A 19,467-nucleotide genomic window follows, 5' to 3' on the forward strand; every position below is an offset into this window, starting at 1 on the left:
TGGGAGGTGCGATCGCACCTCTTTTTTTTTACTTGCAATTGGGGATTCAATATAAACGGAAAAAATGGAAAATTCACCGACAACCCAAAATGAACAAGATAGACTTCAGGCGCTTTTAAATTACACAATTCTCGATACAGATTCTGAACAAGCATTTGATGATTTAACAGCTTTAGCAGCTTATATTTGCGGTACTCCCATTGCTTTAATCAGCCTGGTAGATCAAAATCGGCAATGGTTTAAATCAAAAGTTGGTTTAGAAGCCACAGAAACGCCTAGAGATCAAGCATTTTGCGCCCACACTATCCAGAAACCAGAAGACTTACTAATTGTAAGCAATGCCTTGCAAGATGAGAGATTTGCGAATAATCCCTTAGTCATATCTGACCCCAATATTCGATTTTATGCAGGCGCACCTCTAGTTACACCTGATGGTTTTGCTATTGGCTCTTTATGTGTAATTGATCGTATACCCAGAGAACTAAGTTCAGAACAAAAACAAGCATTATCTGCCTTAAGTCGTCAAGTAATTAGCCAATTAGAACTGAAAATTAATCTAGAAAAACTCACACGAAATGTTACCCAGCTTCAAGAGACAGAAAAAAACCTACATGGCACTAATAAACAACTGACTAAACTTGTCGATAAGTTACGACAAACTCAAGTCCAACTAATTCTCCGTGAAAAAATGTCCTCACTAGGTAACATGGTAGGTGGTATAGCTCATGAAATCAATAATCCCGTTAACTTTATTCATGCTAATCTTGGTTATCTCAAAACTACATTTCAAGAACTCGTTCACTTACTATCTCTTTACCAAAAACACTATCCCCATCCCCATCCAGAAATTAAAGCTCAAGCAGATACCATAGATATGCAATTTTTGATCAAAGATTTACCCAAGATTTTTGCTTCTATGGAAATGGGTAGTAACCGCATCACAAAAATAATTGTATCTTTGCGTAACTTTGCTCGGTTAGACGAATCAGAAAAAAAAATTGTTGATATTCATGAAGGCATTGATAATACACTATTAATTTTGCAGCATAGATTGAATGCTACAACAATATATCAAGAAATCCAAATTATCAAAGAATATGGTAATCTTCCCGAAATAGAATGCTATCCGGCAGAATTAAATCAAACATTCATGAATATTTTAAATAATGCTATTGATGCCTTAGTTCATTTAAGGGTAGCCAATTCAAATAATATTAACTCTCAGCCAGATGAAATTCATCATCAAAAATTACCAGATGTCAAACCCAAAATTCGGATTCGCACTGAAATTTCTCGTGAAAATTATACTTTGGTAAGAATTTATGATAATGGCATAGGCATTCCCGAAGCAATCCAAAAACGCATATTTGATCCATTTTTCACCACCAAAGCCATAGGTAAAGGCACAGGTTTGGGGCTATCAATCAGCTATCAAATCATTGTGAAAAAACATGGTGGTAATCTCAAGTATAAAACCAAATTAGGTAATGGAACTGAGTTTTTTATTGAGATTCCCGTAAAAGTTAATTCAAAATAGTTATTTATTTTCCATTTCAGCATAAGCCGTGTAAACTCCCTTGACGTTATACCAATTGAGGAAAATTCGGGCAACTTCTAAGGCTAACTGTGGTTTACCTAAATTAATTAACCATTGCAATAAAGGAGCCATTGTCCGCTCATTGAGTGTGCCATTCAGTGACAGTATCCCCCAAAGTAAACGATGTAACCAAGTCATTTGAATCATCATCCGGACTTCCCAAGTGGGATGTTTTTGATAGAATAAAACTCCCATGCGTCCCCTTTGAATTTCTTGGTCAATTAAACGGGGAATTTGCTGTAAATTAAATGGTGGATGCCAGTGATAACCAACGGCTTCTGGACATTTAATTAGTTGTAGTCCTAATTTTTTCAGTCTCACACCTAATTCTAAATCTTCCCAACCATAAAGTTGAAAACTATTATCAAAAAGTCCCGCTTTCTCTAGCCAATGTTTAGGAATGGCGACGTTACCAGTGGCGAAAAAAGCTGCGGAAAAATCCGTGATTTTATAGGGTTCTGCCGTGGGATGCTCGAAATTGCAGGTATTAATTACTGCACCATAAGTGAAAAAGCGATCACTCTTTAACTTTTCCCGCCCCTGTAATAGTGCATTTGCGTGAGCTTGGAGAAAATTTGGCAATACGACTAAATCACTATCAATAAAAATAATTGTGTCCCCTAGTGCCTTTTTCACTCCCAAATTACGCGCCGCAGCAGGCCCAGCGTGGTTTTGTTCAAAACACTGCACGTGGGGAAATTCGGCTTGATGTGCGGCTAACCATTCCAATGTGCCATCGGTAGAGCCATCATCTACTAAAACAATTTCGTAATTGGTTACAGAACTGGATGCACTCAATTCCTGCACCTCTAAAGCCCGGAGGCACTTTTCTAAAATCGGCTGGCGATTATAAGTCGGTATAACAACGCTAAAAAACACAGTCTCACCCACAAGAATATTACCCATCTCCAGCATAGGACAACAGAGTCATGAACACTGTTCCTTGTGTGGGAGGTGTGGGGAGATAGAAGCTAATTGATATATATTTCTATTAAACAATAATATCAGTCTGAAAAAATACAGGTTTATAAATTTAAATTAACCAATATATAACCTGTTGTTAATACTTGTTGATTAAGTTGTACTTGACTCAATAAGTCTTACCTGGACGAGTAGCAAATCAGTTGATATCTGTGATTAAGTGCAGGTAAAGATGAGAGAAATTTCTCTAATTTATTAGCCTGTTGCTTGAACAAACCGCTCCTACTAGTAAGAAGTTAAGTCAACACAAACTGTATAAGCACTAAACGGAGTACCTAATAAATGAAAGGTCATCTTCACCCAAAGAATAATATAACTATCAATCCATCTGGTAACGAGTCAATCCTGGACGTGATTGGTCGTGCTACTCTCAAACGTCGTCGCTTTGTAATGACAGCTGTAGGTACATCAGCCCTAACTGTTTTAGGTGATATTTCTCTTGGAAGTTTTCTGCAAACTGTAGAAGCAGCACCAGTTCCACCAGGACTTGGCTTTCCTGGTATGGGTTTCGAGAGCATTGAGCCAAATCTGCTCAACCCAGCAACAGGACTATTGGAAAAGGATCTTGTCACCGTTCCTAGAGGTTACACAGCCAGAGTTTTAGTTGCTTGGGGTGATCCCATTATGCCTGGTGCGCCAGACTGGTTCCCAGATGCTTCCCAGGATGCAGCAGCACAAGAAAAGCAAATGGGAATGAACCACGATGGTATGCACTTATTCCCGCTACCCGGACGAGCCTATCTCAACCGGACAGCAGGTTTACCAGTACCTGTTGAAGGTCGCGCATATAACAATCGGGGAATACTTTGTGTTAACCATGAGTATACCCAAGAAGCTTTCCTTCATACCGGTGGTAATACAAGTAACGACCAGATGACTATTGAGAAAGCCAGAAAGTCTCAGGCTGCTCATGGTATGTCTGTTCTAGAGATAGCCAAAGACAGATTTGGTAATAACTGGAGTGTTGATCGCAATTCTCGTTATGGTCGCCGGATTACTGGTAACACAGAAATGCGCGTTTCTGGCCCTGCGGCTGGTGATGCGTTGATGAAATCTAAGAAATTTTCTATTCAACCTAATGGATCATTTGAAATTGGTACTAATGATGGCTACACTGCCTATGGTACTCTCAACAACTGCGCCCACGGTGTAACTCCCTGGGGTACTTACCTCACCTGTGAAGAGAATTTCCAAAGTTATTTTGCTAACCGGACATTTACTAACCAGCAAGAAGATGATGTGAATAACAACGTACTTGCTAGTCTAGGTCTGGAAGGGAAAAAAGCTGATATCATTAATGACCAAAAACGATACGGTATTCCCGCAGCCTCTAACAATTATCGTTGGCCTGTGGTTGACCCACGTTTTGATGCTTTTGACAATCCCCTGGAACCCCATTTATTTGGTTGGGTAGTGGAGATTGATCCTTATGATCCCAACAGCACACCTGTGAAACGCACCTCTATGGGTCGATTCCGACACGAGAGCGCTCAATATGTTGTAGACGATAACAACAATTTGGCTTTCTATCAGGGTGACGACAACGTAAACGAGTATATCTATAAGTTCGTTTGCTCTAAGCAATACAATACACAAGTTCGGACTGCTAACCGTGACTTGCTTGACCACGGTACTCTCTATGTTGCCAAATTCAATGATAATGGCAGTGGTGAATGGCTACCTTTGGTTTACGGTCAACGGGGTTTAACACCAGAGAACGGATTTAATAGTCAAGCGGAAGTGCTGATTAAAACCAGACAGGCTGCGGACAGAGTGGGTGCAACTATGATGGACCGCCCAGAGTGGCTTGGTGTTCGTCCTCGCATTGGCGGATTTAATGAACTTGAAATCTACTGCACCTTGACCAACAACAGTCGTCGTGGCACAGAACCTGCTTCTGCGAATGTCCCCGGAGGTATTAATCCTGCTGGTAGTGCGCGTCCTCCCGTTGATGCTGCTAACCCACGTCCTAATAACTCTTATGGTCACGTTATCCGTTGGCGGGAAACTGGACGCAGTGTTACAGCTACTACCTTCAATTGGGATATTTATATTTTGAATGGCGATAAGCAAAATCCCGACCCAATTCGCCAAGGTAACATCAATGGTGACGACTTCGGCTCACCCGATGGTTTGTGGTTCGACTACTACGGTCGTCTGTGGATTCAAACTGACCACGCTGGGACTGGGACTGGTGACTATATCAACATCGGTAGTAACTCAATGGTTTGTGCTAATCCTAATGATCCCAGAGAAGTAAAGCTCTTCCTGAGCAGCCCTACAGATTGTGAAGTGACTGGTGTGATTACTACACCCGATGGTAAAACCATGTTTGTTAACATTCAGCATCCAGGTTCTCGCGGAAGTGTTGCTAATCCTAACAGCAACAGTGACTGGCCACATAGTCAAGGTTATGGTCCTTCTGGTCGTCCTCGTTCTGCAACTGTGGTGATCACCCGTGATGATGGTGGTATTATTGGTGCTTAAATCTTTAATGGAGTTTTAGTTGAGTAATAGTTTAATGTTTAAATCCCTGAGTTTTTACGGAAACCGGGGATTTTTTTTAGGTGATTTTAACAACTGTTTATATATTTTGTTCTTAATTTTACCTGTTCTTAAATTAACAAATGGTAAGTTCATACTATTGTTATATCTGTACTGATGTTCAAAAGTTCTTGCTTTAAAATTTTAGGATTTTTCTCAAAAAAATAGTTGATTTATTTTTCTCAAAAAGTCTCGGATAAATATATATCCTGTTGCGGTGGAAAAGATTGTATTTGAGGACTAATGTTTCCATCTTATATGGGAATTTTGAGCTTACCGCTATGGATGCGGATGAGTGAATTTTGCTGTGATTGGTAATAATTTGGTTGTGAATGATGCTCTCACTGGAGTGGTGTAAATGCGGGTGTGCAGATGATGATCAAGAAATGCCACAATTTCAGCAAAAAACTAAACTTTTGTGGATAACAGCAGCTTTGCTGAGTGGTTTTTTTGTGGTTGAGTGGACTGTAGGTTTGTGGAGTAGAAGCTTATCTTTACAAGCTGATGCAGGACATATGTTTTCTGATGTTGCAGCTTTGGTAATATCGCTTTTGGCGAGTTATTTGGCACAGCAACCAGCTACGGGAAAAGCTACTTTTGGTTATCAACGGGTTGAAGTTTTAGCGGCTTTGTTAAATGGGTTGAGTTTACTGGCGATCGCTACTTTTATAACTTGGGAAGCAATCCAGCGCTGGCAACATCCTGGGGCGATTCTGGGCTTGCCAATGTTAGTAGTTGCAGTTATTGGTTTAATTATCAATTTACTAAATATTAGCTTGCTACATCCCCATTCTCATAATGATTTGAATTTGCGGGGAGCGTTGCTTCATATAATCGCTGATACTGCTAGTTCTGTGGGTGTAATTGTGGCGGCTGTGATGATTCATTTGTGGAATTGGTGGTGGGCTGATGTGGCTATTAGTTTAGTAGTGGCAATTTTGACTGGTGTGAGTGCATTACCTTTAGTTAAAGAAAGCATCAAGATTTTTCTGGAATATGCACCCAAAACAATTGACCCGGTGGAAGTAGAAAAATTAATTAAGTCTTTTCCCGGTGTTGTAGAAGTGGAAAAACTGCATATCTGGACAATTAACAGCAATAAAGTGATGCTGTGTGCCAACCTGACTGTAGAATGTGCGACAAATCAAGAGCGCGATCGCCTAATTAATAAATTGCAAATTCACCTCCAAGAAACTTTTAAAATCACGGAAATAACTTTGCAATTAACTAGCCCAACCAAACCTAGAAAACTTCCCCTACATCCATTGTTTAGCCAAGATTTATCACTGATGTTAGCGGCGAATAAATCTAATTAAATATAAATTTCTCCTTTAAATTCGATTTTAAACATGATGCTTATTGGCTTTTAAATTGTCAAAGCATATTATCACCAATTTATCAATTGGTTTTTACTTACTATGAGGTCTGTTAATCGATGAAAGATATTTCCAGATTCGGGTCTGTTTGGACTCGATTACAAGCAGGAGGAATGTCACTGGTATTAGTGCTATCTTGCTGGTTAGGAACAACAGTTCCGGCTTATTCTCAAACCTTTAATAATCTGCAAGATGAAGTGAGAATTTGGCCTACCAATAATTCTACTCTCTTGACAGACCAACGTTTTGACTTACGGGTAGAAACTACATTCCCGGCGGAATCTGGTCAAGAACCCACCTTAACTTCTCTCAGAATCAATGGGGTAGACTTCACCAATACATTTAGAGAAGGTATCAACCAACAGCTGCAATTACCCGGTGGTGAAATCGAAATCGGTAAACCAAGCAATGCAGCACTTTTTGGTCAAACACTGCGTAACTACTCATTTGAAACCCCTGGTACTTACGAAGTAGAGGCCAGAGTCAATATTGATGGGAGAAACGTTGTAGCACGCAATAGCTACAAAGTACAGCGCTTCCAACGCTCCGGTGAAGTTAGTCGAATCATCGTCCATGTCGGTGATGGTATGGGAGTTCCCCTGCGGACTGCGGCGCGGATTATGGAATACGGTGTTAAAGATGGTCAACCTGCTGACTATTTGCAAATTGAGAAAATGCCAGAATTGGGTTTAATGTCTACCCACTCTTTGGATAGTATTATTCCTGACTCTGCTAACACTGCTGCGGCTTGGGCTTCCGGTGTTAAAACCATCAATAACGCCATGAACGCGGTTCCTGACAACACACCAGGGAATCCCTTGGATAATCCCCGTGTGGAAACTTTACCACAGTACATGAAGCGCAAGTTTAATTGGGGTATTGGTTTAGCTACTACTGCTTATACTACTGATGCTACACCGGGAGCCTTTGGTACTAACATTATTGCTCGTGGTCGGGCTTTAGAGATTGCTCAAACTTATTTAGACTTGTTTGATGATAATTTCACTCTACCGGCTACTGGCTATCAAAGTTGGGAAGAATTATCTCAGCCTGTGGATGTGATCTTAGGGCCAGGCGCACGGGACTATATACCTGCATCACGGATTGCTGAGTTTAGAGATACTGTATCTCGCGCTCGCTCAGGTGGAGATGACCAAGACCTCAGCGTAGTTGCGGAAAACTTAGGCTACAGCGTAGTCAAAAATTTAAATGAAATGAATAGCGCTCCTAATAACCGTCCTATATTGGGACTATTTTTAGGAGATTTCCGTCCAGGTTCAGCTTTGGGAGCTTTAAATATCCCCTCTGAATTGGATTTGTTGATTTCTAGAGGTCGAGCCACCATTGAGGGACGTGGTGCTAATGAGCTTGATCCTCCTATTCCCCCAGAATTTGCCACCATTCCCACATTGAAGGAAATGGAACAAAAGGCGATCGCAGTTTTAGATCAGGTACATCCTGAAGGCTGGATCTTGCTTGTAGAATCTTCTCAAAGTGATAAGTTAGCCCATCCTCTAGATACTGACCGGACAATTTACGAAGTATTGGCACTTGATCAAGCAGTTGGTGCTGCGCGAGAATACGCCAGACGCTCTGGTAATACCCTGTTAATTGTGACTTCTGACCATGCTCAAGGTCAAACCGTTGGTGGTACTGTCGATAGCGTTGGTATCCGTGAAGGTCGAGTTGACCTCAGAGATGCGATGCGTTCCTTCGGTGGTGCTGGTTTTACTACCTATGTTGATGCTGACCGTAATGGTTTCCCCGATGATGCAACTCCTTCTAGTAAATTAGCCATCGGTGTTTCGGCTCGTCCAGTATTACGGACTGATTTCTTAACTGACGACTTCAACAGAGCGCCAGTAGCAGGTAATGATGGGACTGAAGTCAATCCCCAACGTGATCCCGATGGATTGTTGTTAACTGCTGATTTGCAACGTTCCACTACAGTTGCTAACCACACTGCTGATGATGTGGCGATCGCAGCTGAAGGCCCAGGTAGCACTTTATTCAACGGTACGATTGACAATATTCAAGTATTCCAACGGATGGCGGCCGCAATTTCTGGTGTACGCGATCGCAATAACTTAGCTCAGTTGTTAACCGAAGTCAGACCAGCGCCACAACCTCCTACACGTCCAGTGCGTCCAGCACGTCCAGAGCGTCCCGTGCGTCCCGTGCGATAATCTCACATCCTCATCAATTAATTGTCATCAGTGGAGAGTTGAGCTTTCCACTGATTGCAGAATACTCAAACTTAATTATTCATTAGTAGGTGGCAAATATGTTGAAACTCAAACTTCAGCCCAACTTTTGGAGCCTTCGCGCCAAGCAAATGCGACGATTCCTCACTGGCTTGTTAGTCTTATCTACTACAATCGGTGCGATCGCTATTCAGCAGCCTGCTATGGGTTTCTGGAACTCACCCCAAGGGGATAGCATAATTTATGGTCAAGTTGCTGACACACACAAATGGAACGGTGTACCAGGAGCAGATTTAGTAAATAATGCCAAAGTCACCATTAATACCCTTCCCAACCAAACAACTCGGACTGATGAAAAAGGTAACTTTTGGTTTAAGAACTTACCAGAGGCTAACTATGTTCTCAAAGTAAAATTACCCTACGACAAGAAAGAATACAGCTTTAGAACAGAAGTTCATGGCAAAACAGGTACATTCTTAGATGTCGCAATGGATGAAGAACATAACCTCAAAGAAATTGATTACTAAATGCTTTAATTAGCTATAGCAATCTTAAATAAGTTACGCCCCTAAATATCTCCGATTTCTTCCAGAAGTCGGGGATATAATTTTCTATCTATATGAAAATAAGGAGTTGGGAATAAACTTGAATTAACAGCAAATATAGCTGGGGAGTATCGTAGAGTTCGTTAGGATGAAATCCATAACGCACCATTATTAAGGCTTTTGGTGCCGTACTCTCCTCGCTATAGCGTCAGCCATGCCCCTTGGTCTATACACACCCTACCTGTTTGTAAGCGCAAAGCGCAGGCTACGCCAACAATAATCAAATAGTAGTTTTATATGAAAGTAGTTACGGTATTTATATTTAAGAACAGGTTAATTTAAGTTTAAAATATACTAATTAAAGAAATAATTGCCAATTAAAATTAACTACTTGACTAAGTAATTGTTTTTAAGTAATATGACTCTGTTGTAAAATTTACGCATTTAGGTTTTAACCTAAACTTATACTAAAGTGTGCTGATATATCATGTTCTTTCACTTGAGAAACTGGAGAGTAAGCACACCTTGAATTGCAGAGGTTAGGGTTAATATAATCACTTACACTATCAGCAAATGAAAGAGTCAAAATTCCCACAGCACACCGATAAAATGCGTAAACTTCCAGCACATTAAAGTTTCAATAACAGGAATATAAGTCAATGAAATTCAACAAAAAAGTAGCGATCGCCTTAGTTGCAGTTTCCGCTAGTGTATTTGGCTTTAGTTCTGTAGCTTCTGCTGGTGAAGGCGGCGCTGCTGGAGCTGTAGCAGCTACACTAGACACTGACGGTTTAGTAACTGAAATGGCAGCTGCTGGTGCTGTAGGCAAAAACGATGCAGCTGCTACAGCCACAGGTAACTTTGGTATCGTCTCAGCTTCCGCCTTGGGTAGCGCTGGTGTCATCCAATTAATCAGCGACAACGTATTTTTCTCCTTCGTCGGCTTAGACAGTTCTGAAACCGAAGTCTTCAACAGTGTTACTCTTGAAGGTAGTGCAGACACCGCTTTAGGTACTAGCCAAGCTAACTCCATTGCTACCTTCACCGAAACCCCCATCGGATCTCTTGAAACTGGATTCTAATTTGTCGAATTGCTAGTAATTTACTTGAGAAATCAAAATAAGAATTAGGGCATTAAGAATCGAAAAGAACCAATATCAGGAATTATACTGATATCTTCTTCAAATTCTCTCAACCCTAAATTTTTCCTTTTTATCAGTTAGGGACACGCGCTAAATTCGTGTCTCTAGCCCATTATATGGCAGAGAACAGGGAATAGGGAATAGAGAATAAATGATTTCGCTGGACAAAAGATTAAAGTTGCCATTTGTATTGTTATTTAGTTCATCTACAATATTTTTTACTAAAACTGCTAGTGCTGAGATATCTGCAAACATATTAGAAACTGAAATAGAATCATCTATAAGTTCCGAATATAATTTTAACTTAATTGCTAATCTTAAATATTTAGGGATATTTTCAGATAATTTTATTCAGAAAACACAAGTAACAGAACTAGCAAAAACTAATACTCAAATTCCCCCTTGTCCTCCCAGCAATAGTGAAAAACCAGAATTTAATCAAGTCAGGGATTTAGCCAAAACTGACTCTGAAATTAAGTATTGTCAAACATCCTCGAATAGTCAAGAAATAGCTCCATTAAATCCCTCAGCAGATACAGCAACTGGAGTGGATCAATTGCAACCTAATCCCAAGATAGTCGCATCTGAACAAAAATATATTATCCCTCCCAGAGTTGCTGATGAAGAAAAGATTCAGCCCCGCACAACTACTATACCTCTAAATGGTATATTAATTAATCATTTAACCACAAGACAATTCGGCGTAGGTTCTAGTTTTGGTAATAATCAAAATACAAGTTTTGATATTAACACCATCGTCAAATTAAGGGGAGAAGTTCAAGAAAACTTGACAACCAATAATATTTTTACCGTAGATCAAAGTGGAGAATATTTGCAACTGCGAACGGTGAGACAAAGCCGAGAAATTAACGTGAATCTCAGAGAACCTCGGACTATATTAGGTACAGAACTGCAATTAAGCATCACAGGTTCATGTATTTTACCTGGAAGTAACCCGGATCAAATATGTACATATACTCCTGGATTACGATCTGCTGATATTAACGCTGATACTTTAACACCCAATCGAATTACTCAAACTACAACAGTAGGTGATGTCGTAGAACCAGAAACACTAGCAGCAATTAGCCAACCAGGGTTTCAATCTGGTGCTGTTAATGGTGAAGAAATTGGCATAGATTTATTTTTACCTAATACGGGTTCATTTGTGGGGAACAGTACAGGAGATGATTTATCGATTGACAGAAGAGAAGAAATCAATAATACACCTGTAGCTACCTATTCTAGAGTCAGACAAATTGTCAAAGTGAATGACCGTGAAGCTGTTATGGGTAGGACAATACGGGGATTTAGTTTCATTTTAAATGATGACAATACTTTACTGAATACAGCCTTACAACTAGGTTATAATTTACTGCCTGATATTGTACCTAATATTGCTAGTTCGGAAAACCGGGTCAATTCCAATGTTAACAATAATTTGTTTTTAGCTGCTAATAATGCCCGACTTCCTGCTAATAGTTTAACTGCTTATCATGGGGGAATAGCTAGAGCCGAAAGTGTCCCGCCCCAAGCGACCAATTTAAGTGAAGTACCTGCTGCAACATTTAATGGGATTTGGTTGGGTGCATCACCTATTGTTAAACGCACATCGAATTTTATTACTAGTTTTCAAGAAATTAGCCCGCGCACAGTTTTATCCTCTGGTGGTGGAGAAGGGGGATTTGATTCTGATATCAGTTTCATTTCTCTGATTAATAATCAAGAATTTTCTACTGCCAATTTAGATAATTATTATACTCAAGTTTATGTGACAATTTTTAATCAAGAAGTGAATAATGTGTCATCGAATAGATATAGGGAAGAAACAGAATATGTACCACATCTCAGTTTTACAGGAAATATAACAGGGACACGGCAAGCTTTAAGATATTACACAGGTGTGATTAGTGCAGAGTCAATTAAGGCTTATGGTGGCTTAGATTTTACGAGAAATACTGCCAATGGATGGAATTTTTCTGGTGGTGTAATTGGCTATGTAAATCCAGATGTTGACTATTACAGCCAAGTTACAGGTAGTGTAGGAAAACGTTTTACCTTCAGTGGGAATAATAGTTTAGTTCTATCCACTGGAGTTAATTATGCTTTTGATAGAGAAACTCGCTCTAATGACTTTGTGAACTCCATTACATTGAGAGGGAGAGTGAATTTAGGGAATGTTTGGTTTGGTGTAACTAATTATTTTGGGGATATTTTGCCAGATGCAATTCAAAATACTCTGGTAACAAGTGTGGGGATTCAATTTAGCAATAATTTTTCGTTATCAGCATACTATAATCCCATCAATGAAAATTCAGCCCGTTCTCTCTATGGTGCGGGAGCGCAGTTACGACTGGGTACAAATCAGAATAGTCCGACACTCAACCTATCTTGGCGAAATAATCAGTATGACTATGGCAGAAATAACCCTAATCTAGAGTTGAAAACTAATGAGAATGTATTTACGGTGTTTTTGCGGGGGAATTTTTGAGGTGGGGAGTGGGGAGTGAGGATGAGAGGAAAATATTTTTCTGTGATGCCCGAATTTTAAACAAGTTAGATATGAGTTTGATACCTTATAATGATTACTCATTATTTGTTTTCCTAACTGGAGAAACCAATGGGTCGCGCTAAAAAGGTTGTCTTGGCATATTCTGGGGGTGTTGATACTTCTGTTTGTATCCCCTACCTGAAAAATGAGTGGGGTGTGGAAGAGGTGATTACTCTCGCCGCAGATTTAGGTCAGGGAGATGAATTGGAACCAGTTCGAGAAAAGGCGCTGAAATCGGGTGCGAGTCAGTCGTTAGTGGCTGATGTCAAAGAGAGTTTCATTAAAGATTATGCTTTTGCAGCGATTCAAGCCAATGCTTTATACGAAAATCGTTATCCTTTAGGGACTGCCCTGGCTCGTCCGCTCATTGCTAAGATATTAGTGGAAGCTGCTGAGAAATACGGTGCTGATGCGATCGCCCACGGTTGCACTGGTAAAGGTAATGATCAGGTTCGTTTTGACGTGGCTTGTGCGGCGCTAAATCCCAATTTGAAGATTCTCGCACCGGCTAGAGAATGGGGAATGAGTCGTGAGGAAACCATTGCTTATGGTGAAAAATTTGGTATCCCCTCACCGGTGAAAAAGTCTTCTCCTTACAGTATTGATAAAAATTTACTTGGTCGTAGTATTGAAGCGGGGATACTAGAAGATCCGGCTGTTGAACCACTGGAAGAAATTTATGAAATGACTCAGGCGATCGCTAATACGCCTAATGAACCAGAGTATATTGAAATTGGTTTTACTCGCGGTATTCCCACCAGTCTCAACGGGACAGCGAAAAATCCGGTTGATCTAATTGAACAACTTAATAAAGTTGTAGGCAATCATGGTATCGGCCGGATTGATATGATTGAGAACCGCTTAGTAGGGATTAAATCGCGGGAAATTTACGAATCACCGGCGATGTTAGTTCTGATTCAAGCACACCGAGATTTAGAAAGTCTGACTTTGACCGCAGATGTCAGCCATTACAAACGAGGTATTGAAGAAACTTACACTCAAATAGTTTATAACGGTCTTTGGTACAGCCCACTGAAAAGTGCCTTAGATGCCTTTATTCAAAAGACACAAGAACGAGTTGTAGGAACTGTACGGCTGAAACTTTTTAAAGGTAACGCCACTATAGTTGGACGCTGGAGTGATAGTTCACTTTATAGTCCAGACTTAGCCACCTATGGATCTGAAGACCAATTTGACCACAAAGCTGCTGAAGGCTTTATTTACGTTTGGGGTTTACCCACTCGCATTTGGGCGCAGCAAGTTAGGGGTTAGGGATTGGGGATTGGGGACTGGGGATTGGGGATTGGGGACTGGGGATTGGGGATTGGGGACTGGGTATTGGGGATTGGGTATTGGGGATTGGGTATTAAAAATCTTTCACCCTGCCCCCTGCACCCTGCCCCCTGCCTCTTCTCTGCTCCCACACTTCCCACACTTCCCACACTTTCCACACCCCCCTGCCTCTTCTCACTCCCCTGTGACTTTCTTGACTTGGCGGGATTCTAACCAGATGGTTATGGCAATTACCGCTACGAGAATGAGTAAAGCTGCGATCGCAAATTGACTCACCCAAGTAACTAACTGTTCTAGGGAAATAACTTTACCAGCAAAGAAAGCTAAAGTTACCATCACACTAGCCCAGGTTGTGGCTCCTGCTAAGTTATATAAAAAGAATTTGCCGAAGGGCATTTCAGCTATACCAGCTAGGGGAGCCGCAAAAATTCGTAGCAAGGCAAAAAATCGCCCAAAAAATACAGCTTTAGTGGCGTTTTCACTAAATTGTTGTTTAATACTTAACAATCGCTCGTCGGAGATCCGAAACAGTTTACCTATTTTCACCAGAAACGGCCAACCACCAACTTTACCAATCCAATAGCCGCAAGCACCACCAATGACAGCACCCACAATAGCATCACTGAGAACTAACCAATAATTCAGTTCCTCACTACCAGCGAGAAATCCGCCCACTAGGGTCACGGTTTCACCAGGAAGGGGAATGCCCAAATTTTCTAGCAAAATTCCCAGAAAAATCGCCCAGTAACCATACTGGTGGGCAAATTCCTGGATGTTTTCTAGGGAAATAAACTCAAGAGACATCCCGCACCACCGCGTTTACAATTTTTTACCTTTCTTATTTATATCTTGGCTCTTCTATAGGTGGCGTGTCAATCAATCCCCTCAAGGGAGTGCAGGGGTGCAGGGTGCAGGGTGCAGGGGGGAAAAAAGAGGCAAGGGAGCAGGGAGCAGGGAGCAGGGAGCAGGGGGGAAAATTCCTAATTCCTAATCCCTAATTCCTAATCCCTAATACCCAGTCCCCAATCCCCAGTCCCCAATCCCCAGTCCCCAATCCCCAATCCTCAGCTATATGTGCGATCGCCGGGATATATTACTACGCATACACGTTAGGACATAAACTGATCATAAAAGTTAGACACCAAAAGGCTTTTACCCCACTCCCTACTCCCTACTCCCCACTCCCTACTCCCTACTCCCTACTCCCTACTCCCTACCTTAGCCCTAGCTAGCATAAATACATACTTAGTGCTGTATAGTCCAGGGTTTTTATCAAATATTCATGGAAATTCCGCTATAATGTGAAAATATCATAAAAGATACGGTTGATACCGAAATTGCTAGGGCATTATGCCTATACTTAAGAGAGTTAAGAAAAAATATACGACATAAACACTGAAATAAATTGTCTCAACCCCAGAGCCATAACTCAATCAAGCTCAGAATCAAACAGTAATTTTGCCTTTGAGACTGAATCAGTATTGATGTTAAATTTCTGTTCTTTTACTTGTTCTATACATAACTAAACTCATGAGTATCTCACCAAATAAAGTAGTTTTATTTCAACCCCAAGGCAGTATCGATTTACAGGGTGGAACGGCTTTTAGTCAACAGATGCTAGCAGTTACACCCCAACCAGATCAACTCTGGGTTATTGATCTATCAGAAGTGGATTTCATGGACAGTTCAGGCTTAGTCCCATTAATTGATGGACTAACATCTGCACGTGAAATTGGTTGTCGTTTAGTTTTGTGCAATGTGCAAGCTCCGGTAAGATTGATTTTGGAACTAACACAACTAGATTCAGTGTTTGAAATTTTCGACACTTATGATGATATTTTCACCAATAATATAGACAAAAACTTAGCTTTAGCTAGCTAATTTAAAGCTGTAGAGATCATAAATGGTCGCAGTCAAGAGGGAATAGGGTTGAAACTTTTCACTCATAAAGGTTTCACTATTTCTTTTTTCCTGATTTCCAGGGAAATTTCTATAGCAGCCAAACTCACACTAAAATTTTCCATGATTGACCACTTCCCCAAAGGCAAGTGGTTTATTGTTGTTCAATAATTATCAAGGTTTCTAGACAGCAGAAATATTATTTGTCTCGGATAATGGGCGGCCAAAATTCGGTAAATCAATACCACTATGACTAGCTGTGCGAGTTTTAATGGCCAAGCGGTAACTTACACTTTGTAATTCTGCTTGTAGTTTGCGGTTTTCCCGTTGTAGAATAGCGACTTTTTCTCTAACTGGAGCCATACGCTCCTCAAACTTGCGACGGTAAATTTGCGGTAACTCTTGTACAACTTGCTCTAACATCCGACTACGGTCGGTGAGTTCTTGTACTGACTGGCGCAGTTGGTAGATTTCAGTATCACGGGTGGTAATTTGTTCTTGATAGAACGTTACCTGTTGCTCAACTGCTTGTAATTGTTCTTGTAATGCTTGCAGATGACTTGAATCCAATTCAGGTTCAGAGCGCTGCTGCATAAAGCTATTGTTACCCTTTACCAGTCGGAAGAGTTCTTGAGATAGCTGCTGTACTAATTGATCACGGAGCTGCAACTCTTGGCGCAGCTGCGATACCTCAGTAGAGAGAGCTTGGATGTTGGGTGTGTCAGTTTGGCTCACAGTGGCTTACAGCTCCCATTGACGAATGCTTGTCGAATTTTAGGTATAACTGCGATGGTATTGCTTTGAGCAATTAGTTGTTAATTTAGCATTCCCAACTTAACCCAGAATATGGCAACTGGTTAAATTTTTGTAAGATTTCTTGTTTTAAGTACTGAGTAATGAGTAATTAACACTCAATACCCAGCACCAGCGAAGGGGAAGTTTAGGCAGAAACGGGAACTGCTTCTTCAGCTTCTTCTACTGTTTCCTCTGGTACATCTTGCTTGATGGTTAAGTAACGAATTACCTCTTCACTCAAACGCATGGCACGTTCCATAGGAGCGATGGCTTTTCCTCCACCGATGTAGTTCATTTGAATGTAGATGCCATCCCGATGCTTTTTAATTTCATAAGCTAGGCGACGTTTACCACGATTTTGAATTTCTATATTTTCTGCACCTTGTTCAGTGAGCAAGTTCTGGTATTTAGTAACGGCTTGCTCTACCTGTTCATCTCCTAAATCAGGACGGAGAATGTAAATTGTTTCGTAAACTATGGACATGATTTTAAGTCACCTTATGGACGAAGGGGCTGCTGATGTGATTTTATACAAAAGTATCGTAAAAGATACAAGTAGTAATCAACATTTAAGCAACAAGGAACTATAATCTTACCAGTTTTCAATTTGAATCATGACCTAAGTCCGCAAAATTTGTATTTTTCATCTAAAACTGCCTGGAGGCGATGAGGGAGTCAGCCCACCCACGGGGCAAAAAGCCCTGATTTTACTAAAAAGGCTGGTTCACAAGTCAAAGATCAATAAAGTTAAGGGGATAGTACAGTTATACTTTCGCAATTGAAACTATAGTAATCAGTCTCAGTCAGGCTAAGGCCTACCAAAGACTCCAGATTGCTCCCGCTAACGGCTTTTAATCGCAGACAAAAGGATATTAATCAAGGTTATGGCGCAGCGCTATGTGCGAGTTCAAAATCTAGAAGGGAAGATTTACTATGGATTGCTACAACTATCCCTGAATGTGCAGGTGCTAGATGCTCCACCGTGGTTACAAGGGCAACCCACAGATTTAATTATAGAGCCAGAAAATTACCAAATTCTGACTCCCTGTGCGCCCTCAAAGGTTGTGGCGGTAGGCAAGAATTATGCAGATCATGCTGAAGAAATGGGAAGTACAGTCCCTCAAGAACCATTAATATTTCTGAAGCCATCAACGTCCTTGATTGCTACGGAAACAGAAATTATGTATCCACCCCAGTCGCAACGGGTAGATTATGAAGGTGAGTTAGCATTGGTGATTGGCGATCGCACCTGTGACTGCACAATAGAAGAAGCCCAAACCAAAATCTGGGGCTATACCATTGCTAACGATGTCACAGCGCGGGACTTACAACAAAAAGACGGCCAATGGACACGCGCCAAAGGTTTTGATACATTCTGTCCTTTAGGCCCTTGGATTGTCCGAGAATTGAATCCTGGGGCAAGATTGCAGACATTTTTGAATGAGGATGTTACCCCTGTACAATCTGCTGGTATTGATCAGATGGTGTTTGCCCCTGATGCTTTGGTGTCTTACATCAGTCAGGTGATGACACTATTACCAGGGGACGTGGTGCTAACTGGTACGCCAATGGGTGTGGGACAACTGCACGAAGGCGATCGCATCCGCATTGAAATTGAAGGCATTGGTCGCCTAGAAAATAAAGTAGCGAGGCGTTAACTATTAGCGGACTTGTAAATGCACTGCATCAGAAATTGCGGGAATTTCTGCATAACGCCCCAACAGGGATTGAGCAACAGAATAGACAACTGCTGCCACTATGCCCAGAAAAATGGTGTTAGAGATAATTTCTAAAGCAAAACTAGCACCAGGAATGGGACTGACAATTTGCAACACTATGGAACACAAGAATATAACAATGTTCAATAGAATAGCTTGCATAGTGTTGAAACGAATGAAGTGATTAATTTTTTCGTTTCTGACCACGAAGAAGAACAAACCAAAGAAAATAATCAGGCTGACAAAAGGCACATTACGATAAATTGCCAATATGGGACTCAATGGAATCAACAATAAAGTGAGGAAGGGAAAATCTCTGAACAAATAGCTCCCAAAGCCCATACCTTCAACCAAAGGTAGTACATAAGGTAAACAGGCAAAAATCCGGTCAGGAACTGTTGTAGACCCGCGCCAAGTCATGATCGTTTCTCCTATAGCTAAAATTTAAGACTTCTTCAGCTTAGGATAACGCAATTGCTTAGTGTTGCTGAAAAATAAGGATTATTCTATATCAGCAACGCGGAAACCCATCAGACATTCATATTGCGCTGGCTGCTGTGCTGTGAGTTGGCGAATTGCTTGACCGCATCGCAATTTACCCCCATACCAACGGGGTTGACCACTATCGTTAGCCAGTAAACAAGACTGACAAACTTGCGCCGGAGCAAGGATTTGATTATCCATTAAAATGACTAACATCGCATCCCTCCTAATAAATTTTGATTATGGGTGTTTATATTGCCCTGGAAGTGATGGGCGGTCAAAAGAAGCAGGGGATTGGGGATTGGGGATTGGGGATTGGGGATTGGGGATTGGGAACTA

General features: G+C 41.0%; 16 protein-coding genes. 10 read left to right on the forward strand and 6 right to left on the reverse strand.

Annotated features, from left to right (window positions below):
- Positions 1–64 precede the first annotated feature (64 nt).
- Positions 65–1,537: a sensor histidine kinase gene (locus ACM0OP_RS14705; RefSeq protein ID WP_414529167.1), complete on the forward strand. Its 1,473-nt coding sequence runs from the start codon at positions 65–67 to the stop codon at positions 1,535–1,537.
- Here ACM0OP_RS14705 and ACM0OP_RS14710 read toward each other — a convergent pair whose 3' ends face one another.
- Entirely contained in the window at positions 1,538–2,503 is a 966-nt protein-coding gene (locus ACM0OP_RS14710; protein ID WP_414529168.1) for a glycosyltransferase family 2 protein, read from the reverse strand. It lies immediately after the preceding gene.
- Positions 2,504–2,860: 357 nt separating this feature from the next.
- Between ACM0OP_RS14710 and ACM0OP_RS14715 the strand changes: the two genes are divergently transcribed.
- From ACM0OP_RS14715 to ACM0OP_RS14745, 7 genes are all read left to right on the forward strand, one after another.
- The gene (locus ACM0OP_RS14715) at positions 2,861–5,065 is read left to right on the forward strand and encodes a PhoX family protein (RefSeq protein WP_414529169.1); all 2,205 of its coding nucleotides are present in this window, start codon (positions 2,861–2,863) and stop codon (positions 5,063–5,065) included.
- Positions 5,066–5,454: 389 nt separating this feature from the next.
- On the forward strand, positions 5,455–6,438 hold the full coding sequence (locus ACM0OP_RS14720) for a cation diffusion facilitator family transporter (protein WP_414529170.1): 984 nt from the start codon (positions 5,455–5,457) through the stop codon (positions 6,436–6,438).
- A gap of 173 nt (positions 6,439–6,611) precedes the next feature.
- Positions 6,612–8,684, forward strand: coding sequence for an alkaline phosphatase (locus ACM0OP_RS14725; protein ID WP_414529171.1), 2,073 nt, complete (start codon positions 6,612–6,614; stop codon positions 8,682–8,684).
- Positions 8,685–8,782: 98 nt separating this feature from the next.
- On the forward strand, positions 8,783–9,229 hold the full coding sequence (locus tag ACM0OP_RS14730) for a carboxypeptidase-like regulatory domain-containing protein (RefSeq protein WP_414529172.1): 447 nt from the start codon (positions 8,783–8,785) through the stop codon (positions 9,227–9,229).
- Between the two features lie 677 nt (positions 9,230–9,906).
- On the forward strand, positions 9,907–10,329 hold the full coding sequence (locus tag ACM0OP_RS14735; protein ID WP_414529173.1) for a hypothetical protein: 423 nt from the start codon (positions 9,907–9,909) through the stop codon (positions 10,327–10,329).
- Positions 10,330–10,540: 211 nt separating this feature from the next.
- Positions 10,541–12,880, forward strand: a complete 2,340-nt coding sequence (locus ACM0OP_RS14740) for a hypothetical protein (protein ID WP_414529175.1) — start codon at positions 10,541–10,543, stop codon at positions 12,878–12,880.
- A gap of 129 nt (positions 12,881–13,009) precedes the next feature.
- The gene (locus tag ACM0OP_RS14745; RefSeq protein ID WP_414529176.1) at positions 13,010–14,212 is read left to right on the forward strand and encodes an argininosuccinate synthase; all 1,203 of its coding nucleotides are present in this window, start codon (positions 13,010–13,012) and stop codon (positions 14,210–14,212) included.
- A gap of 195 nt (positions 14,213–14,407) precedes the next feature.
- Here ACM0OP_RS14745 and ACM0OP_RS14750 read toward each other — a convergent pair whose 3' ends face one another.
- On the reverse strand, positions 14,408–15,037 hold the full coding sequence (locus ACM0OP_RS14750; RefSeq protein ID WP_414529177.1) for a DedA family protein: 630 nt from the start codon (positions 15,035–15,037) through the stop codon (positions 14,408–14,410).
- A 726-nt stretch (positions 15,038–15,763) separates the two neighbouring features.
- Here ACM0OP_RS14750 and ACM0OP_RS14755 point away from each other — a divergent pair.
- Complete coding sequence (locus ACM0OP_RS14755; RefSeq protein WP_414529178.1) at positions 15,764–16,114, forward strand: STAS domain-containing protein; 351 nt, start codon at positions 15,764–15,766, stop codon at positions 16,112–16,114.
- A 201-nt stretch (positions 16,115–16,315) separates the two neighbouring features.
- Here ACM0OP_RS14755 and ACM0OP_RS14760 read toward each other — a convergent pair whose 3' ends face one another.
- Positions 16,316–16,867 carry an Npun_F5560 family protein gene (locus ACM0OP_RS14760; protein ID WP_414529179.1) on the reverse strand — a complete coding sequence of 184 codons (552 nt, stop codon included), beginning with the start codon at positions 16,865–16,867 and terminating at the stop codon, positions 16,316–16,318.
- Between the two features lie 205 nt (positions 16,868–17,072).
- On the reverse strand, positions 17,073–17,411 hold the full coding sequence (gene rpsF / locus ACM0OP_RS14765; protein ID WP_414529180.1) for a 30S ribosomal protein S6: 339 nt from the start codon (positions 17,409–17,411) through the stop codon (positions 17,073–17,075).
- A gap of 400 nt (positions 17,412–17,811) precedes the next feature.
- Between rpsF and ACM0OP_RS14770 the strand changes: the two genes are divergently transcribed.
- A complete protein-coding gene (locus ACM0OP_RS14770; RefSeq protein WP_414529181.1) occupies positions 17,812–18,585 on the forward strand; it encodes a fumarylacetoacetate hydrolase family protein in 774 nt (257 codons plus the stop codon).
- 3 nt (positions 18,586–18,588) lie between these two features.
- On the opposite strand, the gene ACM0OP_RS14775 is transcribed toward ACM0OP_RS14770, so the two are convergent.
- Both ACM0OP_RS14775 and ACM0OP_RS14780 read right to left on the reverse strand, forming a co-directional pair.
- Positions 18,589–19,065 (reverse strand): Tic20 family protein, encoded by a 477-nt coding sequence (locus tag ACM0OP_RS14775; RefSeq protein WP_414529182.1) that lies wholly within the window; start codon positions 19,063–19,065, stop codon positions 18,589–18,591.
- An 81-nt stretch (positions 19,066–19,146) separates the two neighbouring features.
- Positions 19,147–19,344, reverse strand: a complete 198-nt coding sequence (locus ACM0OP_RS14780; protein ID WP_414529183.1) for a hypothetical protein — start codon at positions 19,342–19,344, stop codon at positions 19,147–19,149.
- Between the last annotated feature and the right edge of the window lie 123 nt (positions 19,345–19,467).

It is taken from the genome of Nodularia chucula CCY0103 (assembly GCF_963923915.1).
GTDB lineage: Bacteria > Cyanobacteriota > Cyanobacteriia > Cyanobacteriales > Nostocaceae > Nodularia > Nodularia chucula.